Raw genomic sequence first — 26,683 nt, 5'->3', positions numbered from 1 at the left:
ATTGTATATACACGAAAAGGAAAAAGCAAAAATGACGGATTATATAAGAAATATGATCAATTCTTTGGCCGAAGATATTTTAGATATATATAAAATCGGTTTCCGAGTTGATGATATAAACGATTTGGTTCAGAAACTGGGCGGATCTATCCAAATGAAAAAAGATTTTTCCTATGCTTCACTCGAAAAAAATGGAGATGGTTTTAAAATAATTGTATCTTCATATCAAGATGAACAGAGAAAACGTTTTGCTATCGCGCAAGAATTAGGGCATCTTTTTCTGCATATGGGGTACAAAACAAATGCTGAAATTTGGGAAAAACAAGCTGATAAAGTTCCGTTTCAAGAAAAAGATCCAGAAAAGGTGCGGCAGGCAAATGAGTTTGCAGCTGCTCTTTTAATGCCGCGATATATTTTTTTCCTTACTTTGGAAGCAGCGTCGGACATTGCAGAATCTGGAAAAAGAACTATTCATATGCAGGCAGTGGCGGACTTCTTCAATGTGTCGCTGAGTGCGGCATATACTCGAGCAAAGATTTTGGGATTATCTGAAAGAGCTTATTATGAGATGTCGTAAAACCTCTGGCTTTAGCATGGTGATATAAGATATAACCATCGAATTTACGCAGTAATGAAACCGGAAAACTCAACAATAATAGAAGGGCAAGCAGGACTAACGCAAAAAGAAATCAAATTCAGAATAAAAATGGGCAGGAACGGCATCTCAACGATTATAATAGAATTCCACAAACGATCCGCAATTTTATGCGGGTCGTTTTGTTTTTTACCCTTTCTATAATTCTATATTTATCAGATCAATATAACGAAAGGAGCATACGAAAAAATAACGATCTGAAATATCAATTTGTCAATGAAAGGATAATAATCATGAGAGAAGTAGTTACTGAAAAAATTTTTAGTGGAGAAGAGGATCTTATTCAGATCTCCACAGAAGATCGGCTTTGGGATCTTGTTGAGAAGATGAAACGACTTGAAAAGTATATTCCATGTGTCATCAATGATGTCGCTGTAATTGGAATAGACAAGGAGCAGGAGCTGTTTTTGCAGGAGCAGTGTAGCAATATTGCTGTCAATCTGCATGGTTCCCCCCTGAAAGTCGGCAGCATCGACCCATATAAGCCTGAAAATGCTATCTGTATTCAAAAAGACGGCATGTTCCTTGCATATCCGGGTGAATACGGATATGAAATCCGTCCATTAATCTCTGTGGGATACATTTCTATCCTGAAACGACTTGAGATGGACTGCGGAGCAATGATGCGGTTTGATATCAAAGGTGGTGACCGTTTACCACTGCCAGTGCGTGAGAAAGGACAGATTTTGACAAGGGTAGCCCAGTTGAACTCGAAACTGTGCTATGTCATTACGCTGGATGGCTGCGTTCCCGGTGTCGTATCGGATCAGTACGTTCCATTGCCTTATATTGATCTTCTGAAAGCAATGAAAAAGGTTGTAACGAAAGAACATCCGGATCTGGAGTTTCACTCTGGAACGCTGTCTTTCGAATACCTGATTGCCAACTATTGGCTGAATGATCCGGTTATGGAGCAGTCATTAGCATTAACCATGAAAAATGCCGGATGTGACGTAAAATCCATAAGAGCTGGCATTCGTTTTTCTTCCTCGGACCTTGGGCTTTCCAGTGTATTCCTCAGTATGTTTCTGGAAATCAATGGCATCTCAATGCCGCTTGGTACGGGAATTCAGATGGAACACAAAGGAGATAAAGCCTCTGTTGAAGTCTTTGAGGAGAAATGCGGAGAACTCGGATCGGTTCTGCAGGCGAATGAAGACCGGATTGAAGAATTAGGCAATATGGACGTAAAAGACGTTCCAGGCGTTGTTGCGACCCTGGTTAAGAAAAATGCTTTTCTGCCGAAGAAAGCGGCGGAGAAAGTCTTAGAAGATCTGCGGCTGCAGATGACTTCCGGAACAGGAATTGATGTTTATCTGGCACTCAACCAGATTATTCAGGTGCATTCTACCATGCAAAAGGTAAGTGATGAACGTTTTCTCGCTATGTCAGAAGGCGTAGCAAAACTGATTCACACAGATTTTTCAAAGGTAACTGTACTTGAGGAAGAATAGGTGAATGTTATGAAAAAGAACAAATTGGCAGGAAAATTTTCACTCCTGCATCGCTTGAATACCGACACAGTGATTATCGGACTGCTCCCAGGCATCAATGTAAACGAATTAACCTCAACCGATTTACGATATCTGGCCGCCTTTTATCTTGGTGGCGCAGTATATCGAAATAGTATGGTTACAGGTAAAATTTTCAAGGATTACTGCGGACCATCTAAATATCCGATCGGGAACTATGCGAAAGTCTTGCAAGTCACTGCGAAAAAATATAGTCATTAAAAAGGAGATTTAGCTATGGCAAAGCCAGAATACGCTATTCGTGAAGTGAGTTTAGCAGAAGTGATACTTTTTCTTCTAAGTGCAATCATCCTTGCGGCTTATCACTTTGACTACAGAGTGGCTACATACATAATCTTTCTGGATTTTTTCAGTCGTTCAAGATTATCGTGGCATTACGCCAGCTTATGGAAACGAAAAGGCATCAGAAAATGTTTGGCAGCTTACCGGATGCCTATTATTATGATTCGCTCTTAATGCGAAAATATAACTGGATCTGGACCAATATTCTCATATCTCTTTTAGCGATTGCCGCTGCACCGTGTTTATTTTCTGCAGGTTTTCAGACAATGGTAAAAAGATTTTTGAGACTGCTGTTTTTCTTTCTGGAAAGACTGGATAGAATTTGATTTATGAAAATGGGGAAAATGAGCCTGCTCCAAGCAGGCTCTATCCTGATTGGAGGACAAAATGTCAGATTTAACGCATTTATTTACTATTGGGCAGCCTGTTCGATGCCGGCTGGATGAAAAGTTTTACAATTCCAGCAGGCTCACATATCGAGGAACAGTTAAGGAGACATATCCGGATCATATTATCGTGGATATTCCCGAGATTTCGAAACATTGCTGGTTCGAAAATGACTTCAATATGGACTGCGTGTATCCGGAATATAATTTTCAAGAATAACAAATATGATGAAAGGAAGTACCATATGGACTTAGAAAGAGTATTATACAAAAAAATGACCAAAGATGAGCTGATTGATAAGCTCATCGCTTATAAAAATATCGAATGCCATGATCGGGCAATTGCACATGAATTTCTTTGCATGCAAAAAGAAGATCCGTCACGAATGAATTTCGTTACGCATCGACTCACGGATATTGCTGATCCGAAGAGGGTAGCAGAAGAAATCCGCCGCGTAAAAGCTGAAAGAACGGCCTCTGCGCAACAGCCTATAAAGGACGAGCTTACCGACACGATCCCTGTTTATGTTACTCTCTATAAAAATATTCGGTTCAAAAAGCGTTTTGATGTTACCCTGGATCAGTTAGAGAGACTTAAAGAAGAGGATTCGGCAGAGAGCAAAGAGGTCCCTATTACACTCCTGGATGAAACACTGAATCTTATGGATGCGACGTTAGATGCACTTAACGCCACCAACGAAGCTGATCTGGGTTATGAACTCGAATATTCTTTTTCGTATGGTGATCCAGAACAGCCCTTAGATGGTTCTGAAACTGAGGAAGAGGTTCCGGTTGCAGAAGCAGATGATTCAGATGTAAACAGTGAGATGGAGTCCGTGCTGTTTGATTGGCATTAATCACTCTATGTTGTATTAGAAAGAAAGGAAAAAATATTAATATGGAAAATGATATTAAAACAATCCCTGTTCGCATTACTGTAGAAAAAACCATACGGTTTGAAAGATGTCTCGATGTTACTCCAGAACAACTGGAAGAAATTAGGGCTGGAGAAAGTCCATTAGTAAATTCACTGCTGGAGCATTTTGATCTGGAAGTGAAAGAATCTCTAGCGAAAGAATCTCTGGATCAGGAATTGGATTATTCTGTGGTAAACAGAGATACAGAACAGGTTTTGGTTGATTGGGAGTAATTATTTTCATGCGGCCCAAAATTTAGTAATGCAAAATATTAAAAGAAAGAGGTATAAAGATGTCTAATTCTAACAGAATCACAAGAGAATCCATAGATTCCATTATTGAGGAAATTATGGGAATTTCCGATTGCGATTGGCTTTCAGAAGATTCAAAGCCAAGAGAAATTGAAAGAATTTTAGTCGATGCCGGAATTGTTGAAGTAATTGAGGCGCCTGTTGAAGGTTCTGGAAAGTCCGCTGACTGAAATTTGAAAAGTACATATAATAATTTTTTACGAAAGGAGTTTTACCCAGAACGGATGTAAGAAGTGTTTATTGAAACATACGAATTTGCTGGATAAATCAAGGGAGGACTGACGCATGGTGGTGAATGCAAAATGTAATCTCTGTAAAGAACCTACGAAATACGTGGCAGGGTTCTTCGATGGACCAAGGGGCAGGCACGGATGCCTGTTTGATTGCAAAAATGAGCAGTGCGAGGTTTATCAAGTGAAGAGATTTACAGAGTCAGAGGCAGTCAAGGAAAGAATAAAGATTCAGAACTTGAACAGTCAGAAGGGAATGTATGCAGGCTATATTGCAGCACTGAGGAAAGATGCCAAAATAACAATGATGAAAATGTCGCAGATTGCTGGATGTAGTCCGGCAGAGTACAGTTCCTACGAACGCGAGAAGAAAGAGTTCGATCCGGAAATATACCGGAAATGTGAAAAATATCTGAAAGAGAAGGAAGGTGGAGAGCGATGCTGACGCTGCCAATAAAAAAGAAGTGGTTTGATATGATCGCCTCCGGAGAAAAGAAAGAGGAGTACAGAGAAATCAAGCCGTATTACGACAGCAGGTTTATGAATGCGTTCGGTTTTCTCCTGGTTGGAGGTCAGATGGTATATGGAGATGCAGCACCGAAAGAAATCCGGAAGCCGTGGCCGGTACCAATAGTATTTAGAAATGGCTATTCCGAAGAGTCTCCGGAAATCATCTGCAAATGCACATTACATTTTGGAAAAGGCAAGCCGGAATGGGGAGCTGAGCCGGGAAAGTTATACTACGTGTTAAAAATACAGGAAATCGAGAAAGGAGCAGGACAATGAACAAAGTAATTTTAATGGGTCGCCTCACACGTGATCCGGAAGTTAGATATACTCAGGGAGAGCAGGCTATGGCAGTAGCGAGATACACCCTGGCAGTTGACAGAAGAGGAAAAAACCAGGAAAACTCAGCAGACTTCATCCAGTGCGTTGCATTCGGCAAGGCGGGAGAGTTCGCTGAGAGATACCTGCATAAAGGGACGAAAACCATAATGCCGCAGAAATTCGATTTAAAAATACAATAGGAGGATTTAATGCGAGAAATTGATATTATCAAAGAAGATATTCGGTGCTGTGATGATTTTGATGTGTATCCAAACGATTCCATCAACATCACATATGAACTGTGGTTTGATGTGGACAAATATTTCGGAACACATACTCGTGAATCATCTAGTTGGATCAATTTCTATACTTTCTATCATAAGGACGGAAGGATCACAGCAATGTACGAAATAGACTACGATGACCACATGGAATCTTTTGATTGGGAATTGACAGCGGAAGAGGAATTCTTTTTCCGCAACATGATGAACAGATATTGTAACAAATTATATGGTTGCTCCGTACCGGCGTTATGGAGCGAGCGTGAAACAACATAAGTATTACCATGGATAAGGGACCAATTTGGTCCCTTATTTTATTTTCTGCAATATTCCATATTCTATCTCTATCAGAACCATTATTCAAGAAAGGAGTGTAACAATACCACGTTCTGAAAAACCATATGTCACTACTGGAAAATATTCATTTTAAAAGGAGACGGATATGAAAACATTATATTTTGAGGCTGCTGGCTGTTATATTCTGCACAACGATGTTGAGAGCGGAAGAATCAGAACTGCTTTTACAAACAGAGACGGAAAAAAGGTGTACATTGAATTGATATGTGGCTGCAAAAGTTTAGCAATAAAAAAAGAGGATAAATCTGGAAAAGATATGCGGGAAAAATGGATTATAAAATCCGAATATGGATATATGTTTTGTGATTCCTGCCATTATATCACAGATGATCCCAAAATCAATGATTGTATGGAATCCCGTCTGCCGTGTGAGCGGAATTTGTATATTGAAAAGGTGAAATATACCAAAGAAAATATTCTGAACTTTGTAAATACCTATTGCAATGCTGATTTTGAAGAGGTTGTCGTGTTACATAATCTTGCCGGATATCGTGTATTCTCTGACTGTCAGAAAAAAGGCACTTCTGCAGCATATCGTTATGGGGATGAATTCCCGTATGATGCCGAATTGACCCTGAAACGCAGAAAAAAAGTAGAAGAGATGAAGAAAGAGTTTTGCGAATTGTTTCACCAGCAACGCGATAATACCAGCTACTGGGTTGATGATCTCGGACAGTTAAATGTCAAAATCAACACCTATCAGACAGCATTGGATGCGGCAAACTGGACCAAGGGCAGACATTTCATTGTGGAGGTATAAAAAAATGAAAAAACGTAAAATAACCTATTGCTATTTGATGGAACGTAAATCTGACGGAAAGAAGTTTGTTACTTTTGGAAATTTCAGGGAAGCATGGAATAAACCTGCCAGCCTGTACGATTTTGTAACGAAAATGTATCCCTATCCACAAGAAACACCGTTCGGTTTGTGCGCACACATCTCAAACGGTTTACGTTGTGATCGGGAGCTTTTCAAAGTAATTCAGCAGGCCGCTCTTTGATCAAACAGATTGGAAAGGATTAAAATCATGATGACGAAAGAAGAATTTAGCCGAACAAACTGGAAAATGTCATATGAGCAATACCAAAAATGCTATTGCCCGGAATGCAGTAAAAAAGGTTGCCAGCACAGAAATGCTTACAGAAGAGTTCCATCGATTGATGGCGGCCTCACTCTCTGCCCTAAGCTGAGATCTGACAAATAATAAGATTTTCGAAAGAAATGAGGTAAATATGGGAATTAAATATCATCAGTATGGATGCGGCAATGATTATGGGGATGATCATTACCTTACAGATAATTGGAATCCAGATTATGACTATGGATCACAATACGTTGAAGTTTACTTCAATATCAATACTCCGTCATATATGCATGACAAAGATCCTTCCGCCTTTGGATTTGCATCGGATGAAGCGCGAGATGAGTGGTATGCTGCAGCAAGCAAAGTGATCGCATCCTTTGACATTCTGGAGGACAGCGGGTATAATGTTGAAAACAGCGCTGAAAAACGTGCTTACTTATATCCCCATCCACAGCAAATTAGTGGAGTCATTCTTAAAAATGATGTCAGGAAAGTAGCAGAAGCGATTGAACGTATGTCACCGTCTTCCATTCGCTGGGTGGATTTGTATGATACCGTATATGTGATTTCTGACGAAGCATATGAGAAGTATCTTATATTTAAGGATGAATCCCTTAAAAAAGATCTGTTTGAGGTTTGCCAAACACTGAGGATCACACGATTCTATGATGCAATCGAAATCAGCAGATCGCTTGCGATGAAGTATCGTTTGAAAAGACTGGGAATAAATGATGGCAGAAATTACGGATCTGGTCAAACAATAGACCATATCATGCGATTAATGCAGAAGATGTCTGAAGATGGGCTGCTCGTTATGACTTCTCCTAGTGGTGAAGAAACGTACGTCCGCAGCCTGAATAAAACAGAGCTTAAAAAGTGGATTCGTTCCCATATGATGCTGATCGAACAATACCGCTTTTTGTGGAGCAACCGGAAAGGATAACATATGAAAGATTGTGAAATTGCAAATATTCTGTATAATTTGAGTACAGATATGGACGCTGATGACTATGCTGACATCTATGATATAGAGGTTCAAGAGATTGAAAAAAGTATCTATAAGCTGAAAGAAAGCCATGATATTCTGTATCCTGTCTTAGTTTCGATCGCAGAAACGCATAAGGATATGTTCGATTTTTGTAAAGACCAAAATTAATCAAACACATATTATTTGATAAACCGCGCCGAATATTGGCGCGGTTTTCTTTATCCCAACGATTTAAAGATTACAAAACAGAAATATTATTTTAGCTCTCTTTGCTAATTCTATACACATCAGGACAATCTATAAGAAAGGAGAAGAAAAATACACGTTCTGAAATACATTATGTCAAAGAAAGGATATTAAAAGTAGCATGAATTTCACATCGACATCCGAAATCAAAGCACGGGTATATGAGCTGTATCTTACTGAAGATCAGGAACTTAACTCCAATTTTTTTGATTTTCATGTAAGAAATTTAAGATCTACATTGCTTAAAACATATGCGGAAATTCAAAAAGCAATCAATGGAGATGCCGTGGTACTCTTGAAAAACAGCATAGAAACCAGGCATGGTTCAGAGATTCAGGTAAATGGAATTCTGAGTTCATGGAAAGAAATTGGGGAAATTTACGCTGAAAATCGTAATGGACTTTATGACGGAAATTATAAGGAATTTCTGGAAGAATACAATGGTAAGGAAAATCTTACGGGATTATATCGGCTAATGGACCCAGTGTACACAGATTCTAAGTCCATTACTGGTGTTAAGCTGGATTTTATTTGGTAATACAGGATCATTGACCTGGAGGAAATTTTATGGCAAAAGTAATTAATATTAAATGGGAAACTGATGGATATGAAATCGATCTGCCAAACGAAGTCACTATTCCGGATTGCTTCATGGATTCGGATGCAGGTCCGGATGTAGATGCTATATCAGATTGGCTTTCTGATATGAGCGGCTGGCTTCATGACGGATTTGAGATTGTCGAATAAGGAAAATGGAGGAAACACAATATGGGAGCGTTTTCATGGCTGCGAGCCGAACGAACGACACAACGAAAAAATATTGCCGTTGGTGATATTTATAAAATTTTGATTCCTCAAGAATTTGGCGGCGGATTCATAAGGGATGAATATTGCGGTTCAGGAATCGTGTTTGGAGATGACTGGGATCATATGGCCGATTTATATGGAATTTTGGCCTAGCTGAAGACTATTATGTTTTTTCTGAGATCAGACCGATTTCAGTTGACGAATATTTAGCTTCTACAAAAACCTCTGTTGGATTAGCTATCAATCCTGACAAAACCATAAGCGATTTAAAAACTGAACTTTTAGAATGTGGCCTTTCACCGGAAGAACTTGATTGGCTTGAGCCTTAATTACAAATTTTCGGCAGCCATTCAAGTAACTCAAAATTTTCAGCAGAAGAGGACAATTATATGATCAAAAAATATTTGGAGTTATGCACAAGCCATCTTACGGAAGAAACTGTGAATAGTTTAAATACAGTCCAGCCTCCGTATAGTTATCAATACCCCTATGGCGTTTTTATTATCGTTCCGGATAGAAGCAGCGAAGAGGAGTTCGCGGATTTTTTCCAAGCCCTCCCAAATGATCTGCAAATTGTGCTGAAGTACGCGTACGAACATGATATCGAGTTGATCCTTTTGGATTCCGATGCGTGTGAAACAAGTGAGCTTCCTACATATGAGTGGTAATAGCAGACGCTGTGCGTAATCAAGCAAAATCAATTTATAAATTCTCGTGCTGGCAACAGCACGAGAAAATCAGATATTGGAGAAATAGCGGATGAAACGAATACAAGAATATCAGATGCTGCTTAATGCATCAAAAATTCCATACTTAGAAAAGAAAAAATCGTATTTATGTGAAAGCAATTGTAATTCGCCGGAAAACGTCGCAGAAATCATGGAGAAATGTTTTCAAATGAGCAATTTGCCAGAAGAACATGTATATGCTATTGCTCTAAACACGAGAAGTAGTATTATTGGTGTTTTTGAGATTAGCAGAGGTACTATTGCTGCAAGCTTGCTTTCAGCCAGAGAAATTTTGATTCGAATGCTTATCGTTGGAGCAACCCATTTTCTTATTTGCCACAATCATCCAAGCGGACACTTGCAACCATCAAAATATGATGTCGATAGTACGAAGAATATCGTAAACGCCGGAAGGACAATAGGGATTCTGTTAGTGGACCATCTTATTATTGGCGATGGACGATATGTGAGCCTGCTGGAAGAGTATGGAAAGGAACTATTTGGATAAAAATTTTCAAAAGGAGCGATATAATTATGTGGACCATAATGTGGACTGAAAATTCCCAGGACAGGTGGGATAGACTTGAGACAAAAGAAGAAGTAATGCAGCTATTGGACAGCTTAGATAAGAATTCGGGTGTATCTAAAGGCGATGTATGGATTTTTCCACCGCAAGCAGATGACCTCGCGCTTACAGGTAATGATTTTTAAACACTGAAAGGAAGGAATTTTTATGTTTGAAGTAATATACGATAGGATAAAACATGGAACGATTTCCGTGTTTCCAATGATACGTGGAGAGATCTCGGAAAGCGTATATATTGATAAGCTCCAAGAGACATTTCCTAGTCTAAGTGACAGTGATTGCTCAGAAATCCTTCAGCAGCATGCGTGTAAAATCGAAGAAATCATTTTTGTGTATTGGGATGTATACGGAAAGCCGGATGCCAAGAGCGGAATGCTAATTCTTAAAGCAGCACCACTCCCTGAAGATATCCTGACGTTAGGTATCGATGGAGTGAACCAAATCTGGCGTGATGCGAAGTTAAGAGCAGTTGGAAAGGCGAGGGCGAAGATCCTGATAGAAAATAGTATTGGAAATCGTAATATGAATGATTTAGAGCAAGGAAAATATGATGGATATAGAGATATATTTGATTTATTAGATGAGGTGAAACAAATGAAATTTAAGAAAGGTGATAAAGTATTTCACAAAAATTTAAAATTGTTTGGAATATTTGTAGATTATGCATGGGAAAACCCAAATGAGGAGGCAGATGTTGATTTTGAAATGGAAGATGGTTATATTGAACAGCGACATGTTTCAATAAATCAATTACAGAAGTATCCAAGTAACGAAGAGATTGGAAAGAGATTGGAAGGTATAACAGTGGACGAATTAAGAATTAAAATTGAGCAGCTTATTGAGGATTTAGAAAATGAAACGGTAAATCGCAATATGAATGATATGGAAGAAGGTAGATATAAAACTTTGTGTGAGGTATTGGATTTAATTGACGATTGAATATCTTTAATAAGCATATTGCTTCGGAAAAATATGAGGAGGCAACGAAATGAAAATACCATTACCCTGCAAATTTGGTGAGTTATCTGATTGCGACGGAAAATTGTTACCTCTTTGTGGCGTTCATTGGTTTGACTGGATGTCCGGAAGACAATATACATATTTTTTTGAAACAGGGGATCAATGGCATCCCTACACTTTTTATGAAACCCGTCAGGAACAGTAGCCTTTTTCTATGGAAATACCAGATGATCTTCTTTCTAACGATTTTAACGTGTATACAGATAAGGGGCCTTATATGGTCCCTTATTTTGTTTGGGGGAATATTTTCTTATACTAACAATATCAGATCAAATAATCAGGAAGGGAGGAGCAAAAAAGGATCTGAAATTCATTTTGTCTTTCAAAAAATTATAAAAGGAGCCAGAATATATGGAAACGTCCAATTATACAACTTATGACAAACCCTATCCTACAATCGGAGACTTAATTAAGGGCAAAGATTATGATTGTATTTCGTATAGGATTGCCTATCCCGGATGCGATGAGGAACATGGTACTTTTGCCGGCTATTTTTCAGCTAAAAACGGGGAAATCATTCCTTTGGATGGGGATATTTACGAACTTAATGAAGAAGTAATTGAGTCTGAAGAATGGACTATGCCGGAAGAAGAAATTCAAAACGGACTAACTATTGTGGTGATTGGAGGATTAATTAGAAAATGACCTATAAAGAAGCAAGCCGAGATGTTGTCATTTCTGGTGGACATGTTTACGATATTGGATTTTACGATGGAGACGAACGACAGTTCGTTGCGTTTGGTTCTCGGGATCTTGAACAATTATGGAATGATTTCTGTGACAAAAATAATCTTGAAAGGGATTGCATTGACTATATCGAACTGGTATAAAAACAGAAGAATGAAATGGAGGATATAATGTATACCTATCAGTTTAATTACAGCAGTAGCGTTGATGGATTTGGTACTATTCAGTTTTGCAGCTACACAAAAAAAGAAGCCACAGATTTGTTTGAATCGTGGCAGGCAGAAAACGGATACAATATTCCTGAATATACCGTACAGACCGTGTATAACAGGGCTGATGCGGAAGAATATGGGGCGGAATACTTCGTAAAACAACGTAATTATCCAGAATAATGAAATAAGGGGTTGCAACATCGGCAAATATTTGCTCTGTTACAGCCCCTTATTTCCACGTTTTTCTCGGTTCAAGTGAAGATACTTGGAGTCTTCTAGTGAACTCTAATAACTTCATTTTTATTATAGGATATTTTCTCTTAGACTACAAGTGTGAAATAAGGATTTTAGAAATTTTTAGAAACATTTCATAAATGTGATGTTATCATTTAGAAAAACATTGGATTTATGTTATACAAATAGAATATATTATAAAATCGTTATTATATATAAAAGTTTTACGCCAAACCAACAAAAACCATCCCTTAAAAATAGATAATGTCAATATTGCAAACCCTAAAGTATAATGACCTTTTTTCTGTAGTTTCTCAAAAACCTTTCTTATTTATTGGAACGATTATAGAAAATATTGATTTAACCGGAAATGCAGAACAAAATAAATTAAAAGATACCTTGGTTCAAAGTAAAGTGGCCGAATATTTAGAGCATTTTCCTGAAAAAGAACATACCAAAGTAGGAAACGATGGAGCAACACTTTCTGGTGGAGAAAAGCAAAAGATAGCTATTGCACGAGCATTATTAAAGAATGCTCCTATTGTAATTCTGGATGAAGCAACAACTGGTTTTGACACTGAATCACGTACATACTTGCATGAGATGATAACAAGCCAGATGAAAGAAAAAACCGTATTATTAATCACTCATCATTATGAAGAACTGGATGGATTCGATAAAATTTATCGTTTGGAAAATGGATATTTGTTTTATAAGAAATAATCATATAAATAAACTAAAAAAGCCAAAAAGAATGTCTTCAATACAGTTTGTAGGATATTCTTTTTTTATGTGTTTTTTTCCTACGTGAATCTGTTTCTCACTATTTTTCTTAATACTATCTATATAGCCTTCTATAAAATAGGCTAAATTTCCGGGAAAGGAGCAGAAGTTGGTGAATTTATCCGGTGTTGGTGAAAAAACAGAACGAAAATTAAAAAAGATAGGAATTTTAAAAGCAGAAGATTTTTTACAATATTATCCGAACCATTATGAATACTTTCCTTATCTTACCTATATTAAGGATCTTGCCCATTTGGAAGAAGGTACCGTTGTGAGCATTTGGGTACAGCTAAAGGTCAATGTGATGCGTTCCGGCAAAGTTACCCGTATCTGGGGGGAAGATTCCAGCGGAGACATCAATATCTCTTGGTTTCATCCGCCTTATACCGTTCGTCAGTTAAAAAGAGGGAGTAAGGCTGTATTACGCGGTCCAATTTCTTTTTTTCGTGATAAACCCTGTATGTTCCAGCCTTCTTTATATTCACCGGAAGAATATAAGGAATTATTAGGAAAAATGCTTCCTGTATATCCGTCTACATCTGGTATTTCGCAGAGATTACTTCGAAGCTGCGTCCGGGAAGCCCTTGAAATGGAGATTTCAGAGACATTGCCTGAAACAGTGCTTCAAAAATACAACTTATATTCCAGAGCAGATGCTTTAAGAGAAATCCATTTTCCAAAAAACGAATTTACGCAAAAGCAAGCTGTATACCGTTTGAAATTTGAAGAATTTTATCAGTTCAAGAAAGAGTTGGCGGAAAACTATGCTGCAGAAGAGCCAAACGCATGTCCGATGAAAAAATCAAGCCTGCTTAATAACGTTGTCATAAAGGGACTGCCCTACACATTGACGAATGCGCAGCAACAGGCATGGAAAAAGCTGGAAACAGAGCTGTGCGGAAAATATCGGGTAAACCAGCTGATTCAGGGAGATGTTGGCGCTGGTAAGACCATTGTTGGCTTTTTAGCTATGTTATTAGCAGTTGATAATGGCTATCAGGCTGTTTTAATGGCTCCAACAGAGGTTTTGGCAGAACAGCATTATGAAGATATGATGGGTTTCCTGAAAAATTATAATCTGCCTTATGCATGTGTCTTAGTTACAGGAACAACGAAACAGAAAAAAGCGATTTATCGAAGAATTGCGGATGGCACAGCTAATCTGATTATCGGAACCCATGCTGTAATTTCAGAGTCAGTCGCATATCAAAAGCTGGGAATTGTTATTATTGATGAACAGCACCGATTTGGTGTTTCACAGAGGACATCTTTACAGAATAAGGGGAAGAGGCCGCACGTTGTTACAATGAGTGCAACTCCAATTCCCCGTTCTCTTGGACTTATTTTATACGGAGATATGGATATTTCTATCATTAACGAGCGACCGGCTAATCGACTGCCTTTAAAAAATTGTGTAATCTCACGGAGTGATCGTTCCAAGGCATGGCGGATGATTTACCGCCAGATCCAGCAAGGAAGGCAGGCATATATTATATGTCCAATGGTAGAGCAGAACCCGCTGTTTCCAGTTGCTGATGTCCAGAGTTACGCCGAATTTCTTCGGAAGGAATATCCTCCAGATATTCAGATCGGCATCTTACACGGAAAGCTTTCTGCTAAGGAAAAAGCTTCCATTATGGAAAAATTCCAGAAGAATGAAATCCAGCTGTTGATAGCAACTACCGTTGTTGAGGTAGGCGTTAATGTTCCAAACGCTTCCGTGATCATGATTGAAGATGCAGATCGTTTCGGTATGGCACAGCTCCATCAGCTTCGCGGTCGGGTAGGCCGCGGAAAATGGCAAAGCTATTGCATTTTTGTGAATGGAAACAATGATCCTTGCGAACGCCTTGACATCATGAAAAGCACAAATGACGGGTTTGTTATTGCAGAAAAAGACATGGAACTGCGAGGGGTCGGGCTGCTTCTTGGCGAACGTCAGTCAGGAAAAACAAGTTTTGTCTTGGTGGATGTATATCATGATACGGAAATTCTGCGTTTGGCTGCAGAAGCAGTAGAAGAGAGTAACAAAAAAAGCAGCAGGAGGTCTAAATAAAACGATGAAATCTATTCTTCAGTATCCGGGAAGTAAATGGCGGATTGCAAAACAGATTGTTTCTCTTTTACCGCCGCACCATACATATTTGGAGCCTTATTTCGGAAGTGGAGCTGTTTTGTTTAATAAAAGCAGATCCGACATAGAAACTATCAACGATCTGGATGAAAATGTGGTAAATTTCTTTCAATGGTTAAAAAATGACCCAGAAAAGCTTGCTCATGAGCTGTGGTATATTCCTTATTCACATTCTGTTTATAACAATGCAGTACAAAATAAGGCTCAAAATTCTTTGGAACAGGCTGTGAATTATTGTATTATGCTTAATATGGGGCATGGATTCCGCACAGGCGGCCCCGTATCCGGCTGGAAGTCTGATATACATGGACGCGAAAGAGCCTATGCAGCCAAGAATTGGGCATCGTTGCCGTCCAGACTTGAAGAGGCGGCAGCCCGTTTACGCGGCGTACAAATCGAATGTATGCCGGCACTGGAGCTGATTCAAAAATACAGATATAAAGATGTCCTTCTTTATCTGGACCCGCCTTATGTTCTTTCCTCCCGTGCTGGTGGTCTGCAATATGCCAAAGAAATGTCAGATGCAGACCATGAGAAGTTGTTGGAAGTTATATTAGATCATCCGGGACCTGTAGTTCTTTCCGGGTATGATTCGGATTTATACCGCAATATGCTAAAAGATTGGCATCGTATCGAGTTGGAAGGCAGAACACAGAGTCATGCACGGCAGACAGAGGTCATATGGACAAACTATATTCCGCCGCAAGCAGAACAGTTGACGTTTGAGTTAGACTGAAAAGATATGAAGGTTCCTGACGTTTGGCAAAACACTCAATAACACGGACGTATTTTTACATTGACTTTTTCCTTTGCAACGAATATCATAATAATAACTCCTCTAACACGTTTAGAAGGAGAATCCGGTTTTCGCATTGCGATTACCGGTTTTTTATGCTTTCTTCATGTTTCGACCACATATTGGACACAACTATTATGTATAGTTATAGTTGTCCACAAGAAAAACAAACATTTTCTTTTTCATACCTTCCGGAGAGATTCCCTTATCTCTCCGGCTCCTTTTTTGTCTAAAAATTCTTGTACGTCAAAATCCATTCAATAAAATCTTTACAATACTTCAAGTAGAAGCTAAAATAAAAAACATTGAATGGAGAATATATATATGAAATTTTTTAAAACCCACAGCGATCATGAATTAAAAAGAATTAAAAAGACCGTAAAGCAGATTCTGGAGCTGCAGCCAGAATACGCACAGTTGTCGGATGAACAGTTAAAATCTAAAACAGAAGAATTTAAACAACGTCTGAAAGAAGAATCTCTGAATGATCTTCTGCCTGAAGCCTACGCAGCTATCCGGGAAGCGGATAAGCGGGTTCTGGGGATGGAACCATTTCCTGTTCAGATCATGGGCGGAATTATTATGTCCCAAGGACGAGTAGCCGAAATGTGTACTGGCGAAGGTAAGACACTTGTATGCACTCTTCCTGCTTATTTGAACGCATTAACCGGAAAAGGTGTGCATGTCGTGACGGTCAATGATTATCTGGCAAAACGAGATTCCGATCAGATGGGACAGGTGTATGAATGGATGGGACTGTCCTGTGGCTGTATTACGCAGGATATGGAAGCTCCTGATCGAAAGGTTCAGTATGCCAAAGATATTACCTATATCACAAATAATGAGCTGGGCTTTGACTATTTACGGGATAATATGGCTGTACGCAAATCTCAGATGGTTCAGCGCGGACTGCATTTTTGTATTATTGATGAGGTGGATTCGGTTCTGATTGATGAGGCACGTACTCCGCTGATCATTTCCGGTACAAAATTCTGCTCCAAAGGCAAATATCTTGCATTTGATCGTTTTGCAAAGATGCTTGAGCGTGGCGAGACAACGGAATTAAATAAAATTGATTATATTTCCGGAGAAATGGGAACAGATTCCGGAGATTATGTAGCAGATGAGAAAGATAACAATTTGTTCCTGACAGAAGCCGGAGTTGCCAAAATTGAAGAAATGTTCCATATTGGGAATCTTTCGGACCCAGAAAATCTCAGCATCCAGCACGGAATGGTGAATGCGCTGCGTGCCAATGCATTAATGCATAAAGACAAAGATTACGTAGTGCGTGATGATGAAGTCTTATTGGTTGATACCTTCACCGGACGTATTATGCCCGGCCGCCGCTTTTCAGACGGTCTGCATCAGGCGTTGGAAGCCAAGGAAGGGGTATCCATCCGACCGGAAAATAAGACGCTGGCAACGATCAGTTTCCAGAACTTTTTCAATAAATATGAGAGAAAATGCGGAATGACAGGAACCGGACAGACAGAAGAGCAGGAATTCCGTGATATTTATGGAATGGATGTTATCCATATTCCTACCAACCGCCCAATCATCCGAAAAGATCTTAATGATTCTGTATACAAAACCAAGGCGGAAAAATATGCTGCTATCGTAAAAAGAGTACGAAAAATCCACAAAAAAGGCCAGCCGATCTTAGTTGGAACCGAAACAATTGAAGTTTCCGAGATTTTGTCTGAGATGCTCCTGAAAAAAGGCATTGCTCATAATGTGCTGAATGCGAAAAATCCAGAAATGGAAGCTGCAATCGTGGCAAAAGCGGGACAATTTGGGGCAGTAACGATTGCTACCAATATGGCTGGCCGCGGTACTGACATAAAGCTGGACAGCAGATCCAAAGAAGCCGGCGGCCTGTATGTGATTGGCACAGAACGCTCTGAGAGCCGAAGAGTAGATAATCAGCTAAGAGGCCGTTCTGGACGACAGGGAGATCCGGGTGTTTCAAAATTTTTTATTTCTCTGGAAGATGACCTGCTGCGTTTATTTGGTTCCGAAAAATATATTTCCATCTTTGAGAACCTTGGAATTAAGGATGGCATGCCGATCGAACACCGTATGCTGTCCCGTTCCGTCGAAAAAGCGCAGAAAAAGGTAGAGGAGAACCATTTTGCTTCTCGAAAAAGTCTTCTTGAGTACGATCAGGTCAACAATGATCAGCGGGAGATTATATACAGAGAACGCCTGAAAGTCTTAAATGGCGAGGATATCCATTCCGATATTTTGTATATGATCGATTCCATTATTGATCGAAAAGTAATCGAATCCTATGAAGGAAATGAAATCTCGGCAAAATTGCTCAATGACAACTTATTACCAATCATTCCGCTGCCGACAATCGGCGATGCTGATACCAAGGAAGATGATTTTGTTAAAAGTCTGCATACGAGTGCCAAGGTATTATATCAGAAAAAAGAAGCTTTGATGGAGCAGGCATACCCGAATGAGCATATGATGAGGGAAATCGAACGAACGCTGTTGCTCAAAACGGTTGATAAATACTGGCAGCAGCAGATCGATGATATGGATCAACTCCGGCAAGGTATTCATATGGTTAGTTATGGGCAGAAAGATCCCAAATTAGAGTATCGTTTACAGGGATTTTCCATGTTTAATGCCATGAATGATAACATTCAGGAGGATACCGTTCAGCTTTTATACCAGGTTGCGCCTGTCATCCATGATAATTGATATACCCAAAGAGGTCCGAAAGGATCTCTTTTTTTTGCCCAATTTTATTTTTTTTTACAATACTATATATGAGAAAAAAATATCCAAAGCTGGGAGGCAACCTATGAAGAGAATCGTGTTAGCAATTACCCTATATATTTCTTGTATGGTGGTAGACTATCTTGTCCATTATCTGAACAACAGAAAAAAGTCATCAAGCCCAACAACCACTCAAAACTCTGAAAGCTATGTTGTAAGTTGTCCGGCATCTGTTAAATATGTATATATGACCATATTCGCTTTGGAAATCATACTGTTTGGTGTGTTTCTTTTTTTAAAGTAACTTCAAATTCCAATATCACAGCAGGACATTTTCGATTTGCGCTTATTTTTGCCGGGATCGGATTGTTTGTTGTAATCTGGACCTCCAGTTGGAAATTGGAGGTAAACAAGACTGAATTAAAAATTCATAAATTATTTCATAGAACCCAATCGGTATCTGTTTTTGATATAAAGAATGTAAGAATAGGGGAAAAGCAGGACGTTACCTTATATGACATGGATGACAAGAAAGTCCTTACCGTTGATGCATTATCTGATAACTATAATCGTTTTTTAAAAACCCTGGAATTTTATGGTAAGTATCCGGCTGCATGTAAATAGTGAACAAGGAGGTACATCATTTTGAGTCAATTTCGAAACTTCTAAAATAGATATTTATCAGGAATTTGGAAAATTATGGAACTTTTTATCAAAGCTGTTTGAAACATTTTTTCATGATTTTTCAACATGTGTTATCAAAATTATAGATTACATATATCCCCGATGGAACGCCTTTATATGGAATAGAACAGGAGAAGCTTGGCCTAAAGATTTATTTTCATTCTTTGTCGGCTGTGCTTTTTGCCTTGGCCTGATATTGCTCCTGCATTTTCTTCACTCAAAACATAAGGCACGGCATAAATTCGATAAAGCGTCTCAAAAGCCTAAGATTACATTCAAAATTCCGTTCTTGCCAATAAGTTCGATTATGACCGTGAAGAAATTCGAACGGCGGCGGGTTCACTGCACAGACTTTTCGGGTGTATATGTTTTGCATAATTGCAAAAACAAGAAAAACTATGTAGGACAGAGCCAGCGGGTGATGAAACGGGTAAATGATCATTTAACCGGACATGGCTGCCGAGATGTATATAGAGATTATAAGAATGGAGATAAATTCTACATTCATACGATTCCATTTAAAGGGAGTGGGTATCGTTCCCTGAATGCTCTCGAGCGCGATAATATAGCCAAATATTCTGGATATACACGCGGTTACAACAAAACTAAAGGAAATATTGGATAGCAGAGGCAGGAGAATATTCTTTTGCTTCTGCTCTTTCTGTGTCCGCCGCACACATGTTCTGATTTTCTGCTTTTCTGATCCGATTGTTTTCCTGCCCATTCACAATACTTATCATATCAGGCAAATTCATACGAAAGGAGAACTAAATAAGGAAATGTCTGAAAAACAATATGTCAATGGAGGTATTATTTATGGCCAGGAAAAAAGAATTTAAAGATGTTCGGCAGTTATTGGTCGAAAATCTCGAAAAAGCTTATGAACGCTGGGATTTGCTGTATAAGAATGGCGGCAGTGATCCCTTCTGGTGTGACGGGACTAACCTGAACTTGGTACGAAATCATATTTTGTACTATAGAGAACAGTGTGAAGAAGTTTTAGAGCCAAAAGACTATCCGGAAGCGTATCATAAAGAGCTTCCGCCAGTGGTCCCAGATGATTACATGGCAAAAAAAGGTGAAATTATGCAAGATGCCCAGAATCTTTACCTTACCCTTACAGATGCTGCTGGGAATGAGAACGATCCCGATGTAAAAAGCGCACTTGAAAAGGAACTCTGTGCTTTAAAAGTTTCTTTTAACTCGGGATCAAGAGAACTGGTTGCATTGCGTAATATTCTGCGCAGAAATGAGTATTTCCCAATTCTAAAACAGCATCCTGTTACGGATAAGATAGAGAAGACCATTACCGTTACAGGTCGCTGCTCCAGCCGTGAAAAGGCGGTCATAACAGCACCGAATGAGACGCAGAAACCTTTTTTTGAAAGCAAGGAAACACTTCCCGTGGGACAACTTTCTATTTTTGATTATATGTAAGGAGATTTTTTAAAATGGATTATCAAAAGAACACAGAACACATTGGCAGCAGTGATATCGGCATCTTAATTCTTTCCGGTTTTGAACGTGGAAAAGGATTTCAGTTTAAAAAACTTTTTTTCGGGGAAGATGGAACTTATTCAGCTTATATTGTCAATGGACAAACACACATTCCAGATCACTATGAACTCATCTGCGAATTCAACACATGGATGCGCATCTATGATGATGATCATTTTGTTCGAAAATTCTCTGCAGATGCAATTCGGGTATATCGTTCCGGGGATCGTGGATGCATTATTCAGCTGATTTAATTAAAGAAAGGAATGTAATGTGAGAGGATATTTGATTGATGTTATTGAAGGAAAAACGCACTCTGTAGATGTATTTGATCTGGAGGATTATCAAAAATTCATTCACTGCCAGACGATAGATATTGTATCTCGTACTATCGGTGACCGAGAGTATGAGATCATTTGCGATGATGAGGGTCTTTCCAAGCGTCCTGCACTGGTATCTGCTGTAAATAATGATGGCCAGCCAATGCTGGTGGGAAATCTCATTGTCATGGGAAATTCAGGCGGAGATGAAGATGTGCATGAAATCTCATTTGATGAAATTCAGCATCTGAAAAAGCATTTTATGCATGTTGTTACAAAAGGATCAGGTCCAATACACCATTATACGTTGCTTTGTGATGTAGAATTTATTTGAGGATATGAAATGACAATACTTCAGCGCGAACATTCTCCTGATGGAATACTTATTCACTTAGAGGATTGGTCCTGCGAATATAAGGCAGCAAAAAATGCAACGATCGCTTTATATCCCGTTGCACAAAATAATATTTGCAATAATGGCCGAACATATCCCAAAAAGGGAAAGTTGTTCCGCGTCAGCTTTGACTTTGAGAGCGCAGCAGAAGCGCAAAGTGCATTTTTCAGTATTATATCCGGGAAGAAAAATATTTTGGACTATCTCAATAAGTATTCATCGGAAACAATACGCAAAGAAGATTTCTTGAAAGCATTGAAAAAAGAGATAAAACCGGGGGCATAAGCTCCCGGCTTTTGTTTTTGGAAGAATTTTCTATTCTATCTGTATCAGAACAAATTATCAAAGAAAGGAGTAACTAAATATACGTTCTGAAAAACATTGTATCGAAAGGAAAATTATATGAAAATTTACAGAAATGGAAAAGAAATTGTCTTAACAGACGAAGAAATCATGGAGGCTCATGCTGAACATATCAAGAGTTTCATGAGAAACGAATTAATCACAGTCTATGGATTACCAGATGAAGAAGCAGAAGACTACGCTGAACTGGCGTATTCGCATTATACAAGTGGAAATGGCTATACCGAATACGATTGCATTGAATGGGCGGTTACCATTTATGATTTACCGAATTTAGAGCTTGAAGATTCCTATCTGCTCCTCTGGCCCAAAGGGACAAAAAAGTTCTTTTCGAGCTTAGATGATGCGGTTTTTGCGGCAGCCACCAAAGTGAGTTTCCCTTTCCCAGCTTATGAGCAGATTTGGATTCTTGCTTCTAACGACAAGGGAAAAGTAGTTCCTGTTAAAAAGTACAGATCTTCAGATTTGTTACTGGAAGATTTATGGAAATCTTTAACGGATGTCCCATTTGATCCGGATTCTGAAGACCGTCTTGTACTTGCTGAACCATGGTTTAACTTTCCTGCTGGAACTGATCAGGAAGAAATCTGGGCATGGTTTGATGAAAGATACAGCGGCGGAGTGGCAAAGCTCATGTTTCCGTCACTTTTCAATCCTTCCCAAAAGGAACCTTCCAAAACAGCTTCTTTATTGGATGCCGTTGAGAAGAAAGTTTTTTCAATGCATTCGACGAATCCGGATGCCTTTACCGATCCTGATACCATCTTGGCAGATTTATTTAGTAAGGTAGATATGCAGCTCACCGAAACATCTGAGGAACTTTTCAATATTTATCGGCGTTCAGGCGATAAACAGGCCGTAAAAGATCTGTTTCTATTCTTTACAGATATTTCTTTTGATGAATATCTGCAGAAATGCATTGAGGAAACGGCATCTCTGGCTGTAGCAGATCTTAAATCTTAAAAACGATTTCAAAGGAGAATAAGAGAATGAACGTAATTGACTTCCATGTTACCAAGATCTTATCCGAAAAATACGGAAAGGTATATGAACTGTATGGAATGACGCTGGAAAAAGCACAGTCTCATCCTAAAAGCTTATGGAGAGAATATCTGCTTAGTGACGGCGTACTGCAGGAGTACGAGTTTTGGGATTACGGCGGAACTCGTACAGAAAAGCGTGTCAGCACACTTGCAGATGCTTATTATCCCGGCTATGTTGGTCAGCACTAAAAGACTTTATAGTTTAATAGAGAAAGGATATCTATGAGCAAAAGAACGAATATTCCAGACAATAAGAGCATCCTGCAGCGAATGGAAGCGGAGCTGGCTCAATCCAGCGGAACAGAGTATCTGCTTACGGATGGCTGTGTTATTTCTGCTGATGTAGAAGCAGTTCGAAAATGGTTCCATGAATACAAATTAGTTTTTGAATCCTCAGAAGAATGACATAGACAAAATGTGATCAAAGCATGCCGAAAGGCAAGATGTCCGGCAGGTGGAGTGAATCTCTATGTCCTGCCGGATGTAAAATAAAACAGATAGGAGAAAATTATATGTTAATTTATGGCGTAAAAATTTCAGACATCAAAAAATATAATGAACAGAAGGCTGAAAGATTCTTCGAAATTCTTCAGAAAACGAATGCAAGCAATATTGCCGAAAAGTATTTTCTTGATAAAACAAAAAATGACGGTACCTTCGGCAATTTTCTTTCCAATTTTGATGATGGCTGCGGGAACTATGGAGCAGCCGCTTGCCTGAAAGAAATTATTGAAAATATTGAAGGCATTAATATCTCATGCGATACCGTAGATGGCGTGCAATACCTTGGATTATCCGTAGATACTCCATGGTATTACAATGAAAAGACAAGAAATATGGGTCAGAAAAAATACGAAGCGATCCTAATGAAATATATTTCTTGTGTCACGGACGAGAAATTAGAAATCAAATATTGGGCAGCAAACGACGATTGCGATTGGTGATTCTATAACCAATCGCGGACAGCATTTTTGAGGAGAAAATAATATGGTGAGAAAAATCAATAACAGATTATATAAAATCAATACATATGCTTCTGAAATGATTGTTGAAGTAGATGACAATTATGACGAAGAAGTACAAAAATTAAAGAAAGAGATTCAGCTTGATAGTCTCGGATGTAAATTAAATTTGCTTGTATATCTGGCAGAATTATCTGTACAGGGATATGCCATTTCAAGTGTAACAGAATTTAATTCAAACGGGACAAAACCTAGAGTTGCCTATGCTAATGACAAGAATTTCAAAAAGATCGTGAAATATTATTCCACAAAGGAAGCATAGGAAGCGGCGATTTTACTATTTTGACAAGAAAAGAGGATAATATTGTGGCAAAGAAATTAATTAAAGAAATTAGGCCATATGTAAAACTTTATAGAGATACTAATAATGGGATTGCTTGGATTGAAGATGGTTCCACTGGTCTTGGCATCAGTGTGCATCCCAACCTTGACAAAAGTGGTTCTGTGACCGGAATGAAAAAACTGGGATACTGGGATAAGTCAGATAGAATTGTGCTGAGTCATGGATGGAAATATAACATTGATAGATTTGTTTGCGATAAGAAAAACGATCTGGAGATGATTGTTGCGGATGAATGCATGTGTCGGGCCTGCCTGAAGAGAAGAGGTGCATAATGGAAACATTCTTTTTTCATCAGGATATCATTATCATTACAGCAAATGCCGCCGGCGAAAAATATTTAATCAAAGCAAAATCTATTCAGGATATTTTAGATGATTGGAATGGGGACTGTGAATTCGTTCCGTCAAACGATGCGTGTGTATTTTATACTGAGTGGAATGGGCGACCAATTAACCCTGCCGGGTATACTGATTTCGGTACACTAATCGAATATCTGAAAGGTTTGCAGAAACGAGAAAGCGGCGTTTAAAAAGAGAAGCCTATTATTAATTTCTGGAGGAATCTAGCATGAAAGAACTAATCAAAGCGGAAGAAGAAAAAACATTGTTTATCGGAAGACATGGTAATGAATGTATATATGTCGTAAGAGCTGTATCAAGAGAAGCAGCCATGCATCTCCTGAATGAAGTTACTGGTTTTGAGGGAGACGCCTGGGATCTTGATGTTGCAGATAATGAGAATGGAAAAATTATAGAATAGGGAGAAGATTTTATGTCAAAATTTACGGTTATGTATAAATCAACAAATTCTATGTATCTGAATGTAGAAGCTGACTCCTTAGAAGAAGCAAAAGAAACTGCGGAGAACACAGATGGCGGAGAATTTATAAATGCCGGATCAGGCGATTGGGAGTATGACTACACTGAGGATGAAAATGGAAATGTAATTGATACTGGAAATAACGATTTTTTACGCGAACAGCTTAAAGAATTACAAGCAGATTTGCTTGATATGTCTGATAAAGAGCTTGTTGAATGTAGAAGTTTACTGTTAGAACGGATTAATTGGTGTATGACGGCAATTCTTGAAAGCTGATGTAAACGATGAATTTGGAGGAAATTAAAATGAATGAAGAGCTGAAAAAATTTGCAGAAAAGTATAATTGGGAACTAGAAGTATGGCATGGGGAATATAGAGGAGTTTTATGTGGTGTACAAAACACAAACCCAGGGGAAGAACCACTCCCACTATATAGATTTCCAGGCGGAGTTTCTTTAGCATAGTGAGATAAAACAAGAGTTTCAACGGAAGGTTGTGAGAATAACATGACAGAAGAACAATATAATTTTAAACAAAAAATCAAAAAAGATTTAAACTATGATGTGGATTTTAATTCTTACCATATTACAAGAGGTCGCGGATGGTCAAAAGAAGACGGCTCTTGTGGATCTTGCATTGATGCTACTCCTACTGATAACAAAGGAATTTCTAATAAAGTAACGCTATTGCTTTGTTATCCGTTGAGAAAATACAACAGGAAAAAATATAGGTTGATTGAAATAGAAGATATAAGGTCAGGTAGTATATTTATAGAAATTGAAGAAGTAATGAAACGATGATTTCAGAAAATGGAGGAAAATCATGTTATACAATGTAAGTTTTATGCTCAACGGAGTTGATTGCGCAAATCTTGTTGATGCCGATGCTGATATGGAGACGGTAAAAGAATATTTTATTCATGAGCATCTGAATGGAGATAAAAATCGGTTTGTTGGAATTTCCGAAAATAACGAATCTTACAAACCAGGAAAACCTGTGCATAAAATGCCGAATAACTGGAAACGAAAATAAATTTAGAAATGTAGGTGATAGTATAAAAAGGAGCAGAAATCATGAGAGAATACAGAACTGAAAGTTATAAGAAAAAGCTCGCTGGCAATAAATTCTTTAGTTCAGATAGCGATCTAAAAAAATATGATGGTATGAGAGTTGAAAAGGTAATAAAGGAACTCACGGAAAAAGATTATGATAGGGAGCTGTTGGACGATACGGATAGAAATGAAGATGGTAAACGGAGATATGAAATAAATTGTATGTATGAAGTAAAACTTCAAAATGGCGAAATTATTAACGCATATGAAGATGAAATTAACCCAAATTATTGTGGCGATTATGAAGCATGATGAAGTCATAATTTCA

Annotated in this window: 45 protein-coding genes and 2 pseudogenes; all 47 read left to right on the top strand. The window is 38.5% G+C overall.

Features of this window, described 5'->3' with window-relative positions; translation table 11 throughout:
* Window positions 1–31: 31 nt before the first annotated feature.
* Complete coding sequence (locus tag DWY63_RS11530) at window positions 32–577, top strand: ImmA/IrrE family metallo-endopeptidase (RefSeq protein WP_117802186.1); 546 nt, start codon at window positions 32–34, stop codon at window positions 575–577.
* Between the two features lie 311 nt (window positions 578–888).
* On the top strand, window positions 889–2,109 hold the full coding sequence (locus DWY63_RS11525; protein WP_117802185.1) for a hypothetical protein: 1,221 nt from the start codon (window positions 889–891) through the stop codon (window positions 2,107–2,109).
* 9 nt (window positions 2,110–2,118) lie between these two features.
* Complete coding sequence (locus tag DWY63_RS11520) at window positions 2,119–2,388, top strand: hypothetical protein (protein ID WP_147343068.1); 270 nt, start codon at window positions 2,119–2,121, stop codon at window positions 2,386–2,388.
* Between the two features lie 15 nt (window positions 2,389–2,403).
* Complete coding sequence (locus tag DWY63_RS17875) at window positions 2,404–2,643, top strand: hypothetical protein (protein WP_147343067.1); 240 nt, start codon at window positions 2,404–2,406, stop codon at window positions 2,641–2,643.
* Between the two features lie 457 nt (window positions 2,644–3,100).
* A complete protein-coding gene (locus DWY63_RS11505; RefSeq protein ID WP_117802181.1) occupies window positions 3,101–3,712 on the top strand; it encodes a hypothetical protein in 612 nt (203 codons plus the stop codon).
* A gap of 41 nt (window positions 3,713–3,753) precedes the next feature.
* Entirely contained in the window at window positions 3,754–4,005 is a 252-nt protein-coding gene (locus DWY63_RS11500) for a hypothetical protein (protein WP_117802180.1), read from the top strand.
* A gap of 59 nt (window positions 4,006–4,064) precedes the next feature.
* Window positions 4,065–4,253 (top strand): hypothetical protein, encoded by a 189-nt coding sequence (locus tag DWY63_RS11495; RefSeq protein ID WP_117802179.1) that lies wholly within the window; start codon window positions 4,065–4,067, stop codon window positions 4,251–4,253.
* A 244-nt stretch (window positions 4,254–4,497) separates the two neighbouring features.
* On the top strand, window positions 4,498–4,758 hold the full coding sequence (locus DWY63_RS11490) for a helix-turn-helix domain-containing protein (protein ID WP_199607225.1): 261 nt from the start codon (window positions 4,498–4,500) through the stop codon (window positions 4,756–4,758).
* Complete coding sequence (locus DWY63_RS11485) at window positions 4,752–5,099, top strand: ASCH domain-containing protein (RefSeq protein ID WP_117802177.1); 348 nt, start codon at window positions 4,752–4,754, stop codon at window positions 5,097–5,099. The genes DWY63_RS11490 and DWY63_RS11485 overlap by 7 nt, the downstream gene beginning before the upstream one ends.
* Window positions 5,096–5,311 (top strand): annotated as a pseudogene (locus DWY63_RS11480) (single-stranded DNA-binding protein); the annotation flags it as partial. The gene DWY63_RS11485 and the pseudogene DWY63_RS11480, both read left to right, overlap by 4 nt.
* A 39-nt stretch (window positions 5,312–5,350) precedes the next feature.
* Window positions 5,351–5,698: a hypothetical protein gene (locus tag DWY63_RS11475; protein ID WP_117802176.1), complete on the top strand. Its 348-nt coding sequence runs from the start codon at window positions 5,351–5,353 to the stop codon at window positions 5,696–5,698.
* A gap of 166 nt (window positions 5,699–5,864) precedes the next feature.
* Window positions 5,865–6,539, top strand: coding sequence for a hypothetical protein (locus DWY63_RS11470; RefSeq protein WP_117802175.1), 675 nt, complete (start codon window positions 5,865–5,867; stop codon window positions 6,537–6,539).
* A gap of 4 nt (window positions 6,540–6,543) precedes the next feature.
* Entirely contained in the window at window positions 6,544–6,780 is a 237-nt protein-coding gene (locus DWY63_RS11465) for a hypothetical protein (protein WP_117802174.1), read from the top strand.
* Window positions 6,781–7,012: 232 nt separating this feature from the next.
* Window positions 7,013–7,807, top strand: coding sequence for a hypothetical protein (locus DWY63_RS11460; RefSeq protein WP_117802173.1), 795 nt, complete (start codon window positions 7,013–7,015; stop codon window positions 7,805–7,807).
* A 3-nt stretch (window positions 7,808–7,810) separates the two neighbouring features.
* A complete protein-coding gene (locus tag DWY63_RS11455) occupies window positions 7,811–8,020 on the top strand; it encodes a hypothetical protein (protein WP_117802172.1) in 210 nt (69 codons plus the stop codon).
* A gap of 199 nt (window positions 8,021–8,219) precedes the next feature.
* Window positions 8,220–8,636: a hypothetical protein gene (locus DWY63_RS11450; protein ID WP_117802171.1), complete on the top strand. Its 417-nt coding sequence runs from the start codon at window positions 8,220–8,222 to the stop codon at window positions 8,634–8,636.
* Between the two features lie 29 nt (window positions 8,637–8,665).
* Window positions 8,666–8,845, top strand: a complete 180-nt coding sequence (locus tag DWY63_RS11445; RefSeq protein WP_117802170.1) for a hypothetical protein — start codon at window positions 8,666–8,668, stop codon at window positions 8,843–8,845.
* A gap of 21 nt (window positions 8,846–8,866) precedes the next feature.
* Window positions 8,867–9,058, top strand: a complete 192-nt coding sequence (locus DWY63_RS11440; RefSeq protein WP_117802169.1) for a hypothetical protein — start codon at window positions 8,867–8,869, stop codon at window positions 9,056–9,058.
* A 236-nt stretch (window positions 9,059–9,294) separates the two neighbouring features.
* Window positions 9,295–9,573 carry a DUF5983 family protein gene (locus tag DWY63_RS11435; protein ID WP_117802168.1) on the top strand — a complete coding sequence of 93 codons (279 nt, stop codon included), beginning with the start codon at window positions 9,295–9,297 and terminating at the stop codon, window positions 9,571–9,573.
* A gap of 91 nt (window positions 9,574–9,664) precedes the next feature.
* A complete protein-coding gene (locus DWY63_RS11430) occupies window positions 9,665–10,141 on the top strand; it encodes a JAB domain-containing protein (RefSeq protein WP_117802167.1) in 477 nt (158 codons plus the stop codon).
* Window positions 10,142–10,167: 26 nt separating this feature from the next.
* Window positions 10,168–10,344 carry a hypothetical protein gene (locus tag DWY63_RS18000; protein ID WP_158568356.1) on the top strand — a complete coding sequence of 59 codons (177 nt, stop codon included), beginning with the start codon at window positions 10,168–10,170 and terminating at the stop codon, window positions 10,342–10,344.
* Window positions 10,345–10,552: 208 nt separating this feature from the next.
* Window positions 10,553–10,738: pseudogene (locus DWY63_RS18915) on the top strand (IS110 family transposase); the annotation flags it as partial.
* A 469-nt stretch (window positions 10,739–11,207) separates the two neighbouring features.
* On the top strand, window positions 11,208–11,384 hold the full coding sequence (locus tag DWY63_RS17995; RefSeq protein ID WP_158568355.1) for a hypothetical protein: 177 nt from the start codon (window positions 11,208–11,210) through the stop codon (window positions 11,382–11,384).
* A 206-nt stretch (window positions 11,385–11,590) separates the two neighbouring features.
* Complete coding sequence (locus tag DWY63_RS11415) at window positions 11,591–11,884, top strand: hypothetical protein (protein WP_117802165.1); 294 nt, start codon at window positions 11,591–11,593, stop codon at window positions 11,882–11,884.
* Window positions 11,881–12,069 (top strand): hypothetical protein, encoded by a 189-nt coding sequence (locus DWY63_RS11410; protein ID WP_117802164.1) that lies wholly within the window; start codon window positions 11,881–11,883, stop codon window positions 12,067–12,069. The genes DWY63_RS11415 and DWY63_RS11410 overlap by 4 nt, the downstream gene beginning before the upstream one ends.
* A gap of 27 nt (window positions 12,070–12,096) precedes the next feature.
* Window positions 12,097–12,318 (top strand): hypothetical protein, encoded by a 222-nt coding sequence (locus DWY63_RS11405; RefSeq protein ID WP_117802163.1) that lies wholly within the window; start codon window positions 12,097–12,099, stop codon window positions 12,316–12,318.
* 318 nt (window positions 12,319–12,636) lie between these two features.
* Window positions 12,637–13,095 (top strand): ATP-binding cassette domain-containing protein, encoded by a 459-nt coding sequence (locus tag DWY63_RS11400; RefSeq protein ID WP_117802162.1) that lies wholly within the window; start codon window positions 12,637–12,639, stop codon window positions 13,093–13,095.
* Window positions 13,096–13,267: 172 nt separating this feature from the next.
* Window positions 13,268–15,211 carry an ATP-dependent DNA helicase RecG gene (gene recG, locus DWY63_RS11395; protein ID WP_158568354.1) on the top strand — a complete coding sequence of 648 codons (1,944 nt, stop codon included), beginning with the start codon at window positions 13,268–13,270 and terminating at the stop codon, window positions 15,209–15,211.
* Between the two features lie 4 nt (window positions 15,212–15,215).
* Complete coding sequence (locus tag DWY63_RS11390) at window positions 15,216–16,025, top strand: DNA adenine methylase (protein ID WP_117802160.1); 810 nt, start codon at window positions 15,216–15,218, stop codon at window positions 16,023–16,025.
* Between the two features lie 384 nt (window positions 16,026–16,409).
* Window positions 16,410–18,800: a preprotein translocase subunit SecA gene (gene secA, locus DWY63_RS11385; protein WP_243001884.1), complete on the top strand. Its 2,391-nt coding sequence runs from the start codon at window positions 16,410–16,412 to the stop codon at window positions 18,798–18,800.
* A 1,518-nt stretch (window positions 18,801–20,318) separates the two neighbouring features.
* Window positions 20,319–20,939, top strand: coding sequence for a hypothetical protein (locus tag DWY63_RS11365; RefSeq protein WP_117802155.1), 621 nt, complete (start codon window positions 20,319–20,321; stop codon window positions 20,937–20,939).
* A 14-nt stretch (window positions 20,940–20,953) separates the two neighbouring features.
* Complete coding sequence (locus DWY63_RS11360) at window positions 20,954–21,253, top strand: hypothetical protein (RefSeq protein ID WP_117802154.1); 300 nt, start codon at window positions 20,954–20,956, stop codon at window positions 21,251–21,253.
* A gap of 31 nt (window positions 21,254–21,284) precedes the next feature.
* Window positions 21,285–21,653: a DUF3846 domain-containing protein gene (locus DWY63_RS11355; RefSeq protein WP_117802153.1), complete on the top strand. Its 369-nt coding sequence runs from the start codon at window positions 21,285–21,287 to the stop codon at window positions 21,651–21,653.
* A 9-nt stretch (window positions 21,654–21,662) separates the two neighbouring features.
* Window positions 21,663–21,998 carry a hypothetical protein gene (locus tag DWY63_RS11350; RefSeq protein WP_117802152.1) on the top strand — a complete coding sequence of 112 codons (336 nt, stop codon included), beginning with the start codon at window positions 21,663–21,665 and terminating at the stop codon, window positions 21,996–21,998.
* A 117-nt stretch (window positions 21,999–22,115) separates the two neighbouring features.
* Entirely contained in the window at window positions 22,116–23,039 is a 924-nt protein-coding gene (locus DWY63_RS11345) for a hypothetical protein (protein ID WP_117802151.1), read from the top strand.
* 26 nt (window positions 23,040–23,065) lie between these two features.
* Window positions 23,066–23,308 carry a hypothetical protein gene (locus DWY63_RS11340; RefSeq protein WP_117802150.1) on the top strand — a complete coding sequence of 81 codons (243 nt, stop codon included), beginning with the start codon at window positions 23,066–23,068 and terminating at the stop codon, window positions 23,306–23,308.
* A 33-nt stretch (window positions 23,309–23,341) separates the two neighbouring features.
* A complete protein-coding gene (locus DWY63_RS11335; RefSeq protein ID WP_117802149.1) occupies window positions 23,342–23,524 on the top strand; it encodes a hypothetical protein in 183 nt (60 codons plus the stop codon).
* Between the two features lie 107 nt (window positions 23,525–23,631).
* Entirely contained in the window at window positions 23,632–24,063 is a 432-nt protein-coding gene (locus tag DWY63_RS11330) for a hypothetical protein (protein WP_117802148.1), read from the top strand.
* A 43-nt stretch (window positions 24,064–24,106) separates the two neighbouring features.
* Window positions 24,107–24,403 (top strand): hypothetical protein, encoded by a 297-nt coding sequence (locus tag DWY63_RS11325; protein WP_117802147.1) that lies wholly within the window; start codon window positions 24,107–24,109, stop codon window positions 24,401–24,403.
* 44 nt (window positions 24,404–24,447) lie between these two features.
* A complete protein-coding gene (locus DWY63_RS11320; RefSeq protein WP_117802146.1) occupies window positions 24,448–24,756 on the top strand; it encodes a hypothetical protein in 309 nt (102 codons plus the stop codon).
* Window positions 24,756–25,013 (top strand): hypothetical protein, encoded by a 258-nt coding sequence (locus tag DWY63_RS11315; protein ID WP_117802145.1) that lies wholly within the window; start codon window positions 24,756–24,758, stop codon window positions 25,011–25,013. The genes DWY63_RS11320 and DWY63_RS11315 overlap by 1 nt, the downstream gene beginning before the upstream one ends.
* 38 nt (window positions 25,014–25,051) lie before the next feature.
* Window positions 25,052–25,243, top strand: a complete 192-nt coding sequence (locus DWY63_RS11310; protein WP_117802144.1) for a hypothetical protein — start codon at window positions 25,052–25,054, stop codon at window positions 25,241–25,243.
* Window positions 25,244–25,255: 12 nt separating this feature from the next.
* A complete protein-coding gene (locus DWY63_RS11305) occupies window positions 25,256–25,579 on the top strand; it encodes a hypothetical protein (RefSeq protein WP_117802143.1) in 324 nt (107 codons plus the stop codon).
* A 29-nt stretch (window positions 25,580–25,608) separates the two neighbouring features.
* Complete coding sequence (locus DWY63_RS17990; protein ID WP_158568353.1) at window positions 25,609–25,767, top strand: hypothetical protein; 159 nt, start codon at window positions 25,609–25,611, stop codon at window positions 25,765–25,767.
* 42 nt (window positions 25,768–25,809) lie between these two features.
* Window positions 25,810–26,103 (top strand): hypothetical protein, encoded by a 294-nt coding sequence (locus DWY63_RS17870; RefSeq protein WP_147343066.1) that lies wholly within the window; start codon window positions 25,810–25,812, stop codon window positions 26,101–26,103.
* A 22-nt stretch (window positions 26,104–26,125) separates the two neighbouring features.
* A complete protein-coding gene (locus DWY63_RS11300) occupies window positions 26,126–26,335 on the top strand; it encodes a hypothetical protein (RefSeq protein WP_117802142.1) in 210 nt (69 codons plus the stop codon).
* 41 nt (window positions 26,336–26,376) lie between these two features.
* A complete protein-coding gene (locus tag DWY63_RS11295) occupies window positions 26,377–26,667 on the top strand; it encodes a hypothetical protein (RefSeq protein WP_117802141.1) in 291 nt (96 codons plus the stop codon).
* Window positions 26,668–26,683 lie beyond the last annotated feature (16 nt).

The sequence above is a fragment of the Blautia sp. AF26-2 genome (genome assembly GCF_003460955.1).
GTDB lineage: Bacteria > Bacillota > Clostridia > Lachnospirales > Lachnospiraceae > Fusicatenibacter > Fusicatenibacter saccharivorans.
The sequence above is the reverse complement of the archived record's forward strand: the minus strand, read 5'-3'. Positions and strand labels throughout refer to the sequence as shown.